Raw genomic sequence first — 14177 nt, forward strand, 5'->3', positions numbered from 1 at the left:
CGTATCAACTATAAAATAAACAAAAAAGAAGCACAATTTACCATAAACAGGGGTTATTGAGGGAGGCTTATACATAGAGGGAGCGAACAGATAAAATGCCGGAATCACAGCGACTCCGGCAAATTAGTGAGTTATCAGGCAGTAACGCGCTGCTGGCGATGTTTGACAACGCGATGGCGCAACGTATCGTAGACCCAGTTGTAGAGCATGGTGTAGGGCAGGAAGAACAGGAAGAAACCGATTTCCAGTGTGAATGCTTGTAGCAGACTCACACTCAGCACATACGCCACAATACTCACCCCAATCACGATAAAGCCGCTTTCAAATCCCAGGGCATGAAAGGCGCGGACTTTGGCGGTACGTTTGACCAGATGTGCGGGCCAAAAACGGTCAAACAGCGCGTTATAGATGATATTCCAGATCATCGCGGTGGTTGCCAGCAGCACGGTGAGGCCGCCCATTTCGAGAACGGAGCGCTGCATCAACCATGCTGTTGTTGGGGCGAGAATAGCCGTTGCGATGCCTTCAAAGCAGACGGCATGAAAAATACGCTCAGGTAAGGAGCGGCGTTGTACAGCATCGTGTTGCATAGCGTGAAACCTTCTTTTATGTTCGGAATAATGTGGATTCCTGCGCATTTTATCGCTTAATGTGATATCTAAAAGATAGTATCCATCGATAAAGTAGATAGTTCATGCGCTACTCTCCTGAAGCATTAACGGCATTTGTCGAAACCGTCTCCTGCGGTTCCTTTTCTGCGGCGGCGCGGCGGCTGCGTAAAAGCCAGTCCACCATCAGTACGGCGATAGCGCATCTGGAGGCCGATCTTGGCTTTTCGCTGTTTGACCGAACGTCGCGGCAACCGGTGCTGACGGAAGAGGGAAAACGGGTGCTCAGTTATGTACAGGCTATTTTGTCGGCGAGCGACCGGCTGGATGAAGTGGCATTGTCGCTGTCCGGCGAAACGGAAGCGCGCCTGACCTTTGTCCTTTCCGACACTCTGCATCCGGATGTTCTCGAAGAGCTGATGGTGCAGTTTGATCGGCAATTTCCGCATACCGAGTTTGAATGCCTGATCGGTGAAGATGAAGATGTCATCGATCTGCTGCAAAAAGGGCGCGCGCAGGTGGGGTTGATAGAGGCCCGTGACGACTACCCTACGGATATGGGCGTCACGCGGTTGCCGATGCAAACCTGGATGGGACTGTATGCCGCCGCGACGCACCCGCTGGCAACGCAGGAAAAAGTCTCCTGGGATCAACTGCATACCTGGCGTGAGCTGCGACTGAATACCTATTTTGAAAGCGGCGCCAACGTGGCGAGAGGGCCGGTCTGGTCTGCGCCTAACTATTTATTATTGCTCAGTATGGCGGTACAGGGATTCGGCTGGTGCGCGCTACCCTGTGCGCTGGTCGAAGAATTTGCCGCTGAGAAACCGTTGGTTCAACTGGATGTGCCTGGCTGGCCCAGGGCTATCTCAATCGACCTCCTCTGGAATAAGAAATCCCCTCCAGGTGCTGCGGGAAGCTGGCTCCGATACCATTTACAACAGGGGCGTGTCGCGACGTAGCCACATCAATACGAATTTCCTTTGTGATAAAACTCACTTTTTTTAAACATTCATGACAACAATATTTTAACAATCCTCTACTATTGCGGTGTTATTTTGCGCAGAGGTGGTAATGAAAGAGGTTGTGATAGTTGGGGCATTACGGACTCCCATTGGCTGCTTCCAGGGAGCGTTGTCGCGTCATTCTGCCGTTGAGCTTGGCAGCGTGGTCGTCAAAGCGTTGCTGGCGCGCACGGGTGTTGATGTACATGCCATCGATGAAGTTATCCTCGGTCAGGTTCTCACAGCAGGAGCAGGGCAGAATCCTGCTCGTCAGTCCGCCATCAAAGGCGGGTTGCCGAATACGGTTTCCGCTATCACCATCAACGATGTATGTGGCTCAGGGCTAAAAGCGTTGCATCTGGCGACCCAGGCCATCCAGTGCGGTGAGGCGGATATTGTGATTGCGGGCGGACAAGAAAACATGAGCCGCGCGCCGCATGTCCTCACCGACAGCCGTACCGGAGCACAACTGGGCAACAGCCAACTGGTCGACAGCCTGGTTCACGACGGTTTGTGGGATGCGTTCAACGATTACCACATGGGCGTGACCGCTGAAAATCTGGCGCGGGAATACGGGATCAGCCGCGAGTTGCAGGATGCCTATGCGCTCAGCTCTCAGCAAAAAGCGCGTGCGGCCATTGATGCGGGTCGCTTTAAAGATGAGATCGTGCCTGTTATCACTCAGCGCAATGGACAACCAAGGGTGATTGATACGGACGAACAGCCGAGAACCGATGCCAGCGCCGAAGGGCTGGCCAGGCTCGATCCCACGTTCGATCTTCTGGGATCGGTCACGGCAGGAAATGCCTCGTCAATTAACGATGGCGCTGCCGCCGTGATGATGATGAGTGAAGCCAAAGCGCAGGCGTTGAATTTACCCATTCTGGCGCGTATTCGTGCTTTTGCCAGCGTTGGCGTCGACCCGGCGCTGATGGGAATCGCCCCCGTTTATGCCACTCGCCGCTGTCTGGAGCGGGTTGGCTGGCAGCTTGCCGATGTGGATCTCATCGAAGCCAACGAAGCGTTTGCCGCTCAGGCGCTTTCGGTCGGAAAAATGCTGGAGTGGGATGAACGTCGGGTGAACGTCAACGGCGGCGCCATTGCTCTCGGCCATCCTATTGGCGCTTCAGGCTGTCGAATCTTAGTTTCGCTGGTGCATGAAATGCTTAAACGTAAAGCGCGTAAAGGGCTGGCAACGTTATGTATCGGTGGCGGGCAGGGCGTGGCATTGGCTATCGAGAGAGACTGATCATCAGCTTGCCGCTTGCATAAAAAAGCCCTCCACACGGAGGGCAAGACCAGTTACAGAAACACTCGAACAAAGAATAATTTATCAAAACAGCGTTTTAATATTTGTGATTCATGACGCAACTTGATGATAAAACGCGTCATAACCGCCTCTTCATTTCCATTCCGTTTTCTGCACATCGCCTCTCTGCCGGGTAATAATCTCAATTTTCCATATATCATTTTGTTTTTAAACAAATTATTTTTCATGTTTTTTCAGCGCTGTGCCTGACCGTGATCGGGTCTGCATTTTTGACAATAATCACCGAAAAAATGAAACGTTGTTTTATTTATAATTGAAAACAGATTCGCGGAGGGCTATCATGGCTTCATTAGGTAAAACGGAACAGCGTTTTGCTCTCCGTTCAGGAATTCACGGTCGATTTATCATTGGAGGTAAATATGGACGTAAGACAAAGTATCCACAGTGCGCACGCGAAAACGCTGGACACCCAGGAACTGCGCAATGAGTTTTTAGTTGAAAGCGTGTTTGTGGCTGACGAATACACCATGGTTTACAGCCACATCGATCGCATTATCGTCGGCGGTATTATGCCGGTGGCGAAATCAGTGTCGGTCGGCGGTGAAGTTGGTAAGCAACTGGGCGTGACCTACTTCCTGGAACGTCGCGAATTAGGCGTGATCAACATTGGCGGCCCGGGCACGATTACCGTTGACGGCCAGTGCTATGAAATTGGTCATCGCGATGCGCTGTATGTGGGTAAAGGCGCGAAAGAAGTAGTTTTTGCCAGCGTAGATACCGCAAAACCGGCGAAGTTCTACTACAACTGCGCACCGGCACACACCGCTTACCCAACCAGGAAAGTGACGCCAGCCGATGTGGCTCCGGTCACTTTAGGCGACGACCTCACCAGCAACCGTCGCACCATCAACAAATATTTCGTTCCGGATGTTCTGGAAACCTGCCAGTTGAGCATGGGGCTGACTGAGCTGGCGCCAGGCAACCTGTGGAATACCATGCCGTGCCATACCCATGAACGCCGTATGGAAGTGTACTTCTATTTCAACATGGACGAAGACACCTGTGTTTTCCACATGATGGGGCAGCCGCAGGAAACGCGTCATATCGTGATGCACAACGAGCAGGCGGTGATCTCGCCGAGCTGGTCTATTCACTCCGGTGTGGGCACCAAAGCGTACACATTCATCTGGGGCATGGTAGGCGAAAACCAGGTCTTTGATGACATGGACCACGTCGCAGTTAAAGATCTGCGCTAGTCGCGAACGGCAATGATGCCTGTCCGTGACAGGTACTAAAAAATTAAGGGTTTACAATGATTCTGAATGCATTTTCTCTCGAAGGTAAAGTCGCGGTCGTTACGGGTTGTGATACCGGTCTTGGTCAGGGTATGGCGCTGGGTCTGGCAGAAGCGGGCTGCGACATTGTCGGGATTAACATCGTTGAACCAACAGAAACGATTGAACGCGTTACCGCGCTGGGTCGTCGCTTTTTAAGTCTGACCGCTGATTTGCGTCAGATCGACGGTATCCCGGCTCTGCTGGAACGTGCGGTGGCAGAATTTGGTCATATCGATATTCTGGTCAACAACGCGGGCCTGATTCGTCGTGAAGATGCAATCGACTTCAGTGAAAAAGACTGGGACGACGTAATGAACCTGAACATCAAGAGCGTGTTCTTCATGTCTCAGGCAGCGGCGAAGCACTTTATTGCTCAGGGCAACGGCGGCAAAATCATCAACATCGCGTCTATGCTCTCCTTCCAGGGCGGCATCCGCGTTCCGTCTTACACCGCATCAAAAAGCGGCGTTATGGGCGTAACCCGTCTGATGGCGAACGAGTGGGCGAAGCACAACATCAACGTGAACGCGATTGCACCGGGCTATATGGCGACTAACAACACGCAGCAACTGCGTGCTGATGAAGAGCGCAGCGCGGCGATTCTTGAGCGTATCCCGGCGGGTCGTTGGGGTCTGCCGAGCGATCTGATGGGGCCGATTGTGTTCCTGGCCTCCAGCGCGTCTGACTACATCAACGGCTATACCGTGGCTGTTGACGGCGGTTGGCTGGCGCGTTAATTCGCCAACCGTAAATGCCCGATACTGCGAACGCGGGTCGGGCATTTTCCTCTCCTTTTCCCTTCTTCCCTTCTTCCCTTCTTCTGTTCTTCTCTTCGTTTTTTCGCTGGCCTGACATTCTCAGATTCTCACCGCATCGCAATTGAACTGGAAACTTGAACATAACTTTGTTTCACTGCAATCAGCTTTCAACGAAGGAGTGCGCAATGAAAACGATTGGTTTGCTGGGCGGCATGAGCTGGGAATCTACCATTCCCTACTACCGTTTAATCAACGAAGGCATTAAGCAACGTCTGGGCGGTTTGCACTCTGCGAGCCTGTTGCTACATAGCGTTGATTTTCATGAAATTGAAGCGTGCCAAAGCCGCGGCGAGTGGGATAAAGCGGGCGATATTCTGACACAGGCGGCGTTGGGTCTTGAGCAGGCGGGCGCTGAAGGGATCGTGCTGTGTACCAATACGATGCATAAAGTGGCAGATGCCATTGAAACGCGTTGCCGGTTACCGTTTTTGCACATTGCCGATGCGACGGGGCGCGCCATTACCCGCCAAAATATGACGCGCGTGGCCCTGTTGGGAACGCGCTATACCATGGAGCAGGATTTCTACCGGGGGCGACTGGCGCAGCAGTTTGCGATTGAAACCCTGGTTCCACAAGCGGATGCGCGTGGCAAAATTAACCAAATTATTTTCGATGAGCTGTGTCTTGGCGAGTTTTCCGCACGGTCACGCCATTATTATCTACAGGTGATCGAGAGCCTGGCGGCGCAAGGCGCGCAGGGCGTCATTTTTGGCTGCACCGAGATTGGCTTGCTGGTTCCGGAAGCGGACAGCGCGCTCCCGGTGTTTGATACCGCTGCAATTCATGCCGCAGATGCGGTGGAGTTTATGCTTTCGTCGTCTGCGAAAGAATAGCGTCCAGCGGGTCGATAAGGCGCGGCAATGAAGCTTGTAGATGTTCACTGAAAGCGTCTACCAGTGCGGACGATGGGCGGTGTAAGGGGCGGATCAGGCTGACGGTAAAGGGGACGTCGATACTGAAACGCCGCACGGTAACGCCGCTTGCCGCATAATCCAGGGCGGTAAACGGGTTGACGACGGAGATCCCGGCTCCCGCGCGCACCATTGCGCAGACCGAGGCGGCGCTGTGGGTTTCGATGACCATCCGGCGCTTAACCTGATGCTCATTGAACAGCGTATCCAGCAACTGACGGTAACTGTCTGTGCGCGACAGGCTAATGTAATTTTCCCCCTGAAAATCGTTCGGCGTCAGCACGGACTTTGCCGCAAGTGGATGACCTGACGGCAGAACGCACACTTCATTTCGCGTGAGTAACGCGGTGCGTTCAGTCCCCGCAGGCGCATGCAGGGTTTCTGTCAGGCCGAGATCGTGGCGCTGTGCGGAAAGCCACTCTTCCAGCAACGGCGATTCCTGCGGCACAATGTTCAGGCTGACATCCGGGTAACGGGCAAGAAAAGGCTGCAACAGCGCCGGTAAAAAGGATTGCGAGAACACCGGCAGACAGACGACCGACAGCTCCCCCTGGCGGAATTCACGTAAACTTTCCGCCGCGCTCACAATGCGATCCAGCCCATACCAGGAACGCTGCACTTCCTCGAACAGTCGCAGCCCTTGTACCGTTGGGTGTAGTCGCCCGCGAGTTCGTTCAAAGAGTTTTAATCCCAGCACTTTTTCGAACCGCGCCAGTTCCCGGCTGACGGTCGGCTGCGAGGTATGCAGCAGCACCGCCGCCTCGGTCAGATTCCCGGCAGTCATCACCGCATGGAAGATTTCAATATGACGAAGATTCACGGCGGGCATCGTTTTTCCTTAATGGGGGTAATCCATATCATTTTTGCATAGAGTCGGGATAAAACGATATTTTTTATTCTCTTCAGGCTGTGGCGTAATCATAAAAAATATCTTGCCCGGAGCCCGCTATGCCACATTCGCTGAACTGCACAGAAACCTCGCTTAACGCTGAGAATTTGCTTCACTTACCGGCTGAGTTTGGTTGCCCGGTCTGGGTGTATGACGCGCAGGTTATTCGCCGCCAGATAGCCGCTCTGCAACAGTTTGATGTGGTGCGTTTCGCGCAGAAAGCCTGCTCGAACATCCATATTTTGCGCTTGATGCGTGAGCAAGGGGTAAAAGTTGACTCCGTCTCGTTGGGCGAGATCGAGCGCGCGCTGGCGGCAGGGTACAACCCGCAAACGCATCCGGATGACATTGTATTCACCGCCGATGTGATTGACGCCGCCACCATCGCCCGCGTGAGCGAGTTGCGTATCCCGGTCAATGCCGGGTCTGTGGACATGCTGGATCAACTCGGCCAGGTTTCTCCCGGGCATCGGGTCTGGCTGCGTGTGAATCCTGGATTTGGTCATGGTCATAGCCAAAAAACCAACACCGGCGGCGAAAACAGTAAGCACGGTATCTGGCATACCGATCTGCCTGCGGCGCTGGAGGTTATCCAACGTCACCAGCTTAAACTCGTGGGTATTCATATGCATATCGGTTCTGGCGTTGACTACGGTCACCTGGAACAGGTGTGCGGCGCGATGGTGCGTCAGGTTATCGAATGTGGTCAGGATCTGGAGGCGATTTCCGCAGGCGGTGGATTGTCGATTCCTTACCGAGACGACGAAGAATCCGTTGATACGCAGCACTATTACGGGTTGTGGAATGCCGCGCGTGAGCAAATTGCGCGTCACCTTGGGCATCACGTGGCGCTGGAAATTGAACCAGGGCGCTTTCTGGTCGCGCAATCCGGTGTCCTGGTGACGCAGGTGCGCAGCGTAAAACAGATGGGTAGCCGACACTTTGTGTTAGTGGATGCCGGTTTTAACGATCTTATGCGCCCGGCCATGTACGGTAGCTATCATCGTATCAGCGCCCTGGCGGCAGATGGCCGCTCACTGGAAACGGCGCCGCGAGTGGATACCGTTGTTGCGGGCCCGCTGTGCGAATCAGGCGATGTGTTTACCCAACAGGAAGGCGGAAAAGTGGAAACCCGCGCGTTACCGGCGGTGGCTCCCGGTGATTATCTGGTGCTGCACGATACGGGGGCGTATGGCGCATCCATGTCCTCAAACTACAACAGTCGTCCACTGCTGCCGGAAGTGCTGTTTGATAACGGCGAAGCAACACTGATTCGCCGTCGTCAGACTATCGAAGAGCTGTTGGCGCTGGAGTTATTCTGATTTGTAATACGGCCCGGTGGTGACGGAATCGCGGAGCACCAGAGTTCCCGTAAAGGGAGGGATGGGCTCCAGCACCTTGCCGCTGACCAGGCGTATGGCCTGATCGATAGCGGTGGTTATCATATTATCAATGGGCAGATAGACCGTAGAAAGCCCCGGCTCAAGCCATTTTGCGCTGGGGGCATCGTCAAAACCAAACAGTGAAATATCCTGTGGGATTCGAAGCCCAGCCTGATGCAGCGCTTTTGATGCGCCTAACGCCATATCGTCGTTACAGGCGAAAAGAGCGCTAAACGTCACACCTTCATCGAGCAATTCGCGGCATGCATCGTAGCCACGCATCATGCTGGAGTCCCCGTATTTTACCTTTGCCGGATCCCAGGCAATGCCGTTTTTCTCCAGCGCTTTACGATACCCCATTAAGCGGGATTTTCCGGTCGGCGTGTGGATGGGAACGGTAATACAGGCGATATCGCGATGGCCCTGCGAGATCAGATAATCCACGACCTGAAAAGCCGCATCTTCCTGTTCGAAAAAGACGGCGCGATCCCGTGCCAGGCTGACGTCGCGATTGATAACCACCAGCGGCATGGCGATCGTATTGATTAGCGCCATGATCGCCTTTTCGCTCATATAGCGGGTATAGAGAATGATGGCGTCACATTGCCTGTCGGCAAGCATCTGAACGGCTTCCTGCTCGCGCTCCGGCGTATCGTGGCCGTCGGTGACGATCAGTTGCTTACCGTGAGATTCCGTCTGGCGCGAGGCTTGTTGCAACAGTCGACCGAAGTAGAATCCGTCAAACGTCGACACCACCAGACCAATGCTGTTACTGGTACGGTTTGCCAGCGATCGCGCTAAAAAGTTGGGGCGATAATCCAGGGCTTCCATCGCGTTAAAGACTTTTTGCCGCGTGCTCTCTTTTACCTGTCCCGTTCCGTTCAGTACGCGAGAAACAGTCGCCTTTGATACGCCCGCACGACGTGAAACATCCAGCATTGTTGTCATGACGCTATTCCGGTGATTCGTTTGACGAAGGATTCCCTGACTCCGCCGGCGTCGAAACAGAGTGTCGACGAACCAGAGTAGGGCTAAACACATGAGTGATGTCCGGCACAGGACGCTTTTCCGCCAACGCGAGCGCCAGCTCCGCTGCCTGCGTGGCCATCGTCACAATAGGATAACGAACGGTGGTTAATCGTGGGCGCACATAGCGGGAAACCAGAACGTCATCGAAGCCAATCAGGGAAATCTTCGACGGGACGTCGATGCCGTTATCATTTAATACCCCCATGGCACCCGCCGCCATGGAGTCGTTATAACAGGCGACTGCGGTGAAGTTTCGTCCACGACCTAACAGCTCCGTCATGGCATGTTCGCCCCCGCTTTCGTCGGGTTCGCCAAAGGTCACCAGCCTGTCGTTACACGGCAGTTGACTCTCAGCCAGCGCGTCGTAGTAACCTTGCAGGCGATCTTCCGCGTCCGAAATAGTGTGGTTTGAACACAGATAGCCGATTCGGGTGTGTCCTTGCTGAATAAGATGGCGAGTGGCAAGCCAGGCGCCATAGCGATCGTCCAGGGCAACACAGCGTTTCTCAAATCCAGACAGGATCCGGTTGATCAATACCATGCCGGGAATTTGCTTCATAAGCGAGGCCAGCTCGGCATCCGGGAGCATTTTGGCGTGAACAACCAGTGCGGCGCAGCGGTGGCGGATCAGCTGTTCTATCGCCTGACGCTCTTTGTGTTCGTTGTGGTAGCCGTTGCCAATCAGCAAAAAATTACCGGTGTGATAGGCCACTTGCTCAACGGCTTTTACCATCGCGCCAAAAAAAGGATCGGAAACATCACCCACCACCAGACCGACCGTCTCTGTCGATTGCTGGGCAAGAGCGCGGGCATTGGCATTGGGGTGATAACTGAGAGATTCCATCGCGCTAGTCACTGCAAGACGAGACGCCTCACTGGCTTTTGGGGAATCATTGATCACGCGAGAAACGGTGGCGACTGAAACACCAGCCAGTCGGGCCACATCCTTTATGGTCGCCATGACACTTGTACCTATTGGGGGCAAACGCTTACATCCTGCCAGTGTTACGGAAAAAGAGGGGCTATTCAAGCAGATTGCCCATCCTGACCTCGCAAATGTGAGCGCACACCACTGAAGTAAGACAGAAAATAGAGAATGCAAACCTTTGGTTACACTTTGCTAAAGGCTGTTTCGAATGTTCGCTGGTGAGGAATTAGCGCGAATTGATAGAGTCGAGATCCCAGAGGTATTGATAGGTGAAATCAGCTTTCGGGTTGATCACAAGAATTACACCAACCTGCGCAGATGCGCAGGTTTTTTTTTGCCCCGACGCAATCTGTAAACAGTAACTCATAATTTACACAACTCGTTGCATTTGCGTTCATTCCTTTGCGTTTTCGCACTGGCACACATCCAGTGTGGAGACCACAATCAAGATCCCAGAGGTATTGATTGGTGAGATTATTCGGTACGCACTTCGTACCCTGTCTCTTGCACCAACCTGCGCAGATGCGCAGGTTTTTTTTTGCCTCTGTTTTATGCTCACTGTCGCCCCCACTGCTCATCTCGTGTAATCTGCCTCCACTCATTTTTACCCAATTGATGGACAAAGGGAGTGGTAATGCTATTTGGATTTTTTCGTAACCTGTTCCGCGTGCTGTACCGCGTACGCGTCACGGGGGATGCCGGAGCGTTGCAGGGACAGCGTGTTTTAATCACCCCAAATCATGTTTCTTTTATTGATGGCATATTGCTTGCGCTATTTTTACCGGTTCGCCCTGTCTTTGCGGTCTACTCCTCTATCAGCCAGCAGTGGTATATGCGTTGGCTCACGCCGCTGATTGATTTTGTTCCGCTTGATCCCACCAAACCGATGGCCATTAAACATCTGGTACGTCTGGTTGAGCAGGGACGCCCGGTCGTTATCTTCCCGGAAGGGCGTATTACGACGAGCGGTTCGTTGATGAAAATCTACGATGGCGCCGGGTTTGTGGCGGCGAAATCGGGGGCGACGGTGGTTCCTATCCGGATCGAAGGCGCCGAGTTAACGCGTTTTAGCCGCCTGAAAGGTCTGGTGAAGCAGCGCTTTTTCCCGCAAATTCGCCTGCACATCCTGCCGCCGACGCACTTACCGATGCCAGAAGCGCCGCGTGCGCGCGATCGCCGAAAGCTGGCAGGGGAGATGCTGCATCAAATCATGATGGAAGCGCGCATGGCCGTGCGACCGCGTGAAACTCTGTTTGAGTCGCTCCTGACGGCTCAGTATCGCTACGGTGCGGGCAAAAACTGCATTGAAGATGTCAACTTCACGCCGGATACCTATCGTAAACTGCTCACTAAGACGCTGTTTGTTGGCCGTATTCTGGAAAAATACAGCGTCGAAGGTGAGAAGATTGGCCTGATGCTGCCAAACGCGGGCATCAGCGCGGCGGTGATTTTTGGTGCGGTTGCGCGTCGCCGTATTCCGGCGATGATGAACTACACGGCAGGCGTCAAAGGGCTGACCAGCGCGATTACCGCCGCTGAAATCAAAACCATTTTTACTTCCCGCCAGTTCCTTGATAAAGGCAAACTCTGGCATCTTCCTGAGCAACTGACGCAGGTTCGTTGGGTGTATCTGGAAGATCTCAAAGCGGATGTCACCACTGCCGATAAAGTGTGGATTTTTGCCCATCTACTGATGCCACGTCTCGCACAGGTGAAACAGCAGCCTGAAGATGCCGCGATGATCCTCTTTACCTCGGGATCTGAGGGGCACCCGAAAGGGGTGGTACACAGCCATAAGAGTTTGCTGGCAAACGTGGAGCAGATCAAAACCATTGCGGACTTCACCGCCAATGACCGTTTTATGTCTGCATTGCCGCTGTTCCACTCATTTGGACTGACGGTCGGATTGTTCACGCCGTTGCTGACCGGTGCGGAAGTGTTCCTCTATCCCAGCCCGCTGCATTATCGCATCGTGCCGGAGCTGGTCTACGACCGTAACTGCACCGTCCTGTTTGGCACCTCAACGTTCCTCGGTAACTACGCGCGTTTTGCCAATCCGTATGACTTCTACCGTCTGCGCTATGTCGTGGCGGGCGCGGAAAAACTGCAGGACAGCACCAAACAACTTTGGCAGGACAAATTTGGCCTGCGTATCCTGGAAGGGTACGGCGTCACCGAATGTGCCCCCGTCGTCTCGATTAACGTTCCGATGGCGGCAAAACCGGGCACGGTTGGCCGGATCCTACCCGGAATGGATGCGCGTTTGCTTGCAGTTCCTGGCATTGAAGAGGGCGGTCGTCTGCAACTTAAAGGGCCCAACATCATGAGCGGATATTTGCGGGTCGAAAAACCGGGCGTGCTTGAAGTCCCCACCGCTGAAAATGCGCAGGGTGAGACAGAACGCGGCTGGTATGACACCGGCGATATAGTGCGCATTGATGAAAATGGTTTTGTGAAAATTCAGGGCCGCGCCAAACGCTTTGCTAAAATTGCAGGCGAGATGGTCTCACTAGAAATGGTGGAACAACTGGCGCAGGGCGTGTCGGCTGAAAAAATGCACGCCACCGCCATCAAGAGCGACGCCAGCAAAGGGGAAGCACTGGTTCTTTTCACGACCGATAGCGAGCTTACGCGTGAAAAACTGCTGCAGTATGCCCGCGCTCACGGCATTCCTGAACTGGCTGTCCCGCGGGATATTCGTTACCTGAAACAACTTCCGCTTCTTGGCAGCGGCAAGCCCGATTTTGTGACGCTGAAAAGCTGGGTGGATGAACCGGAAAAACATAATGAGTGAGTCAGTGCACACTAACACTTCAATTTGGTCGAAAGGGATGATGTCCGTTATTGTCGCGCAGTTTCTCTCTGCGTTTGGCGATAACGCGCTGCTCTTTGCCACGCTGGCGCTGTTGAAAGCGCAGTTTTATCCGGACTGGAGTCAGCCGATCCTGCAAATGGTGTTTGTGGGCGCTTACATTCTGTTTGCTCCTTTTGTCGGGCAGGTCGCGGACAGTTTTGCCAAAGGTCGGGTCATGATGTTCGCCAATGGCCTCAAACTGCTGGGCGCCGCCAGTATCTGCTTCGGGTTTAACCCGTTTGTGGGTTATACGCTGGTCGGGATTGGTGCCGCGGCTTACTCTCCGGCGAAATACGGCATCCTCGGCGAGCTGACCACGGGCGACAAGTTAGTGAAAGCCAACGGCCTGATGGAAGCCTCGACCATTGCGGCTATCTTATTGGGTTCTGTTGCTGGCGGCGTGCTGGCAGACTGGCACGTGATTGCCGCGCTGGTGGCGTGTGTCCTGGCGTATGGCGGCGCGGTGGCGGCGAATGTCTTTATTCCTAAACTGGCTGCCGCGCGTCCGGGGCAATCCTGGCACCTGGGCAAGATGGCGCGTAGCTTTTTCCGCGCCTGTATCTCACTGTGGCGCAATGGCGAAACGCGATTCTCTCTGGTTGGCACCAGTCTCTTTTGGGGGGCTGGGGTTACGCTGCGTTTTCTGTTGGTGCTATGGGTGCCTGTGGCGCTGGGGATCACCGATAACGCCACCCCGACCTATCTGAATGCGATGGTGGCGATTGGGATTGTGGTTGGCGCAGGTGCGGCGGCAAAACTGGTCACGCTGGAATCTGTGGCACGCTGTATGCCAGCAGGGATTCTGATTGGCGTGGTGGTACTGATTTTCTCACTCCAGCACGCGCTGCTCCCGGCTTATGCTTTACTGATGCTGATTGGCGTACTGGGTGGCTTTTTTGTGGTTCCGCTCAATGCGTTATTACAAGAACGCGGTAAAAAAAGCGTTGGCGCAGGGAATGCCATCGCCGTGCAGAATCTGGGCGAAAACAGCGCGATGCTGCTGATGCTGGGCATCTACTCGCTAGCGGTTCTGGTGGGGATTCCGGCGGTTGCGATTGGTATCGGATTTGGGGCGCTATTTGCGTTTGCGATAACGGCGCTGTGGATCTGGCAACGCCGCCAGTAATGTGTGTGCCGGGTAGCGGCT

12 protein-coding genes are annotated in these 14177 nt (G+C 54.0%); 8 read left to right on the top strand and 4 right to left on the bottom strand.

From position 1 onward, the window contains the following. Positions 1-134: 134 nt before the first annotated feature. Entirely contained in the window at positions 135-590 is a 456-nt protein-coding gene (locus ACO7SM_RS04135; RefSeq protein WP_490469808.1) for a multidrug/biocide efflux PACE transporter, read from the bottom strand. 104 nt (positions 591-694) lie between these two features. Here ACO7SM_RS04135 and ACO7SM_RS04140 point away from each other — a divergent pair, with 104 nt between their 5' ends. The 5 genes from ACO7SM_RS04140 to ACO7SM_RS04160 all read left to right on the top strand — a co-directional run bounded on the left by ACO7SM_RS04140 (position 695) and on the right by ACO7SM_RS04160 (position 5870). Continuing rightward, positions 695-1570, top strand: coding sequence for a LysR family transcriptional regulator (locus ACO7SM_RS04140; protein WP_490469809.1), 876 nt, complete (start codon positions 695-697; stop codon positions 1568-1570). Positions 1571-1682: 112 nt separating this feature from the next. Then, on the top strand, positions 1683-2861 hold the full coding sequence (locus ACO7SM_RS04145; protein WP_490469810.1) for an acetyl-CoA C-acetyltransferase: 1179 nt from the start codon (positions 1683-1685) through the stop codon (positions 2859-2861). 440 nt (positions 2862-3301) lie between these two features. After that, on the top strand, positions 3302-4138 hold the full coding sequence (kduI, locus tag ACO7SM_RS04150) for a 5-dehydro-4-deoxy-D-glucuronate isomerase (RefSeq protein ID WP_490469811.1): 837 nt from the start codon (positions 3302-3304) through the stop codon (positions 4136-4138). A 56-nt stretch (positions 4139-4194) separates the two neighbouring features. After that, positions 4195-4956 (top strand): 2-dehydro-3-deoxy-D-gluconate 5-dehydrogenase KduD, encoded by a 762-nt coding sequence (kduD, locus tag ACO7SM_RS04155; RefSeq protein WP_192613342.1) that lies wholly within the window; start codon positions 4195-4197, stop codon positions 4954-4956. 206 nt (positions 4957-5162) lie between these two features. Then, a complete protein-coding gene (locus tag ACO7SM_RS04160) occupies positions 5163-5870 on the top strand; it encodes an aspartate/glutamate racemase (protein WP_490469812.1) in 708 nt (235 codons plus the stop codon). Here ACO7SM_RS04160 and ACO7SM_RS04165 read toward each other — a convergent pair. Next, positions 5842-6777, bottom strand: a complete 936-nt coding sequence (locus ACO7SM_RS04165) for a LysR family transcriptional regulator (RefSeq protein WP_490469813.1) — start codon at positions 6775-6777, stop codon at positions 5842-5844. The genes ACO7SM_RS04160 and ACO7SM_RS04165 overlap by 29 nt on opposite strands. Positions 6778-6896: 119 nt before the next feature. Between ACO7SM_RS04165 and lysA the strand changes: the two genes are divergently transcribed. Then, positions 6897-8159, top strand: a complete 1263-nt coding sequence (gene lysA, locus ACO7SM_RS04170; protein ID WP_490469814.1) for a diaminopimelate decarboxylase — start codon at positions 6897-6899, stop codon at positions 8157-8159. On the opposite strand, the gene ACO7SM_RS04175 is transcribed toward lysA, so the two are convergent. Further along, positions 8151-9167 (bottom strand): LacI family DNA-binding transcriptional regulator, encoded by a 1017-nt coding sequence (locus ACO7SM_RS04175; RefSeq protein ID WP_490469815.1) that lies wholly within the window; start codon positions 9165-9167, stop codon positions 8151-8153. The two genes, lysA and ACO7SM_RS04175, sit on opposite strands and share 9 nt — an antisense overlap. 4 nt (positions 9168-9171) lie before the next feature. Next, the gene (gene galR, locus ACO7SM_RS04180; RefSeq protein ID WP_490469816.1) at positions 9172-10209 is read right to left on the bottom strand and encodes an HTH-type transcriptional regulator GalR; all 1038 of its coding nucleotides are present in this window, start codon (positions 10207-10209) and stop codon (positions 9172-9174) included. 601 nt (positions 10210-10810) lie between these two features. Here galR and aas point away from each other — a divergent pair. Beyond that, positions 10811-12970 (top strand): bifunctional acyl-ACP--phospholipid O-acyltransferase/long-chain-fatty-acid--ACP ligase, encoded by a 2160-nt coding sequence (gene aas, locus ACO7SM_RS04185; protein WP_490469817.1) that lies wholly within the window; start codon positions 10811-10813, stop codon positions 12968-12970. Further along, a complete protein-coding gene (gene lplT, locus ACO7SM_RS04190; RefSeq protein ID WP_490469818.1) occupies positions 12963-14156 on the top strand; it encodes a lysophospholipid transporter LplT in 1194 nt (397 codons plus the stop codon). The genes aas and lplT overlap by 8 nt, the downstream gene beginning before the upstream one ends. Positions 14157-14177 lie beyond the last annotated feature (21 nt).

The organism is Citrobacter sp. LJND-P06, assembly GCF_058188415.1.

Excerpts from the sequence above, each read along its gene's own strand:
- kduD (WP_192613342.1), top strand. The coding sequence starts at position 4,195 with ATGATTCTGAATGCATTTTCTCTCGAAGGTAAAGTCGCGGTCGTTACG.
- ACO7SM_RS04165 (WP_490469813.1), bottom strand. The coding sequence starts at position 6,777 with ATGCCCGCCGTGAATCTTCGTCATATTGAAATCTTCCATGCGGTGATG.
- ACO7SM_RS04145 (WP_490469810.1), top strand. The coding sequence starts at position 1,683 with ATGAAAGAGGTTGTGATAGTTGGGGCATTACGGACTCCCATTGGCTGC.
- lysA (WP_490469814.1), top strand. The coding sequence starts at position 6,897 with ATGCCACATTCGCTGAACTGCACAGAAACCTCGCTTAACGCTGAGAAT.
- lplT (WP_490469818.1), top strand. The coding sequence starts at position 12,963 with ATGAGTGAGTCAGTGCACACTAACACTTCAATTTGGTCGAAAGGGATG.
- ACO7SM_RS04175 (WP_490469815.1), bottom strand. The coding sequence starts at position 9,167 with ATGACAACAATGCTGGATGTTTCACGTCGTGCGGGCGTATCAAAGGCG.
- ACO7SM_RS04140 (WP_490469809.1), top strand. The coding sequence starts at position 695 with ATGCGCTACTCTCCTGAAGCATTAACGGCATTTGTCGAAACCGTCTCC.
- ACO7SM_RS04135 (WP_490469808.1), bottom strand. The coding sequence starts at position 590 with ATGCAACACGATGCTGTACAACGCCGCTCCTTACCTGAGCGTATTTTT.
- kduI (WP_490469811.1), top strand. The coding sequence starts at position 3,302 with ATGGACGTAAGACAAAGTATCCACAGTGCGCACGCGAAAACGCTGGAC.
- ACO7SM_RS04160 (WP_490469812.1), top strand. The coding sequence starts at position 5,163 with ATGAAAACGATTGGTTTGCTGGGCGGCATGAGCTGGGAATCTACCATT.
- aas (WP_490469817.1), top strand. The coding sequence starts at position 10,811 with ATGCTATTTGGATTTTTTCGTAACCTGTTCCGCGTGCTGTACCGCGTA.
- galR (WP_490469816.1), bottom strand. The coding sequence starts at position 10,209 with ATGGCGACCATAAAGGATGTGGCCCGACTGGCTGGTGTTTCAGTCGCC.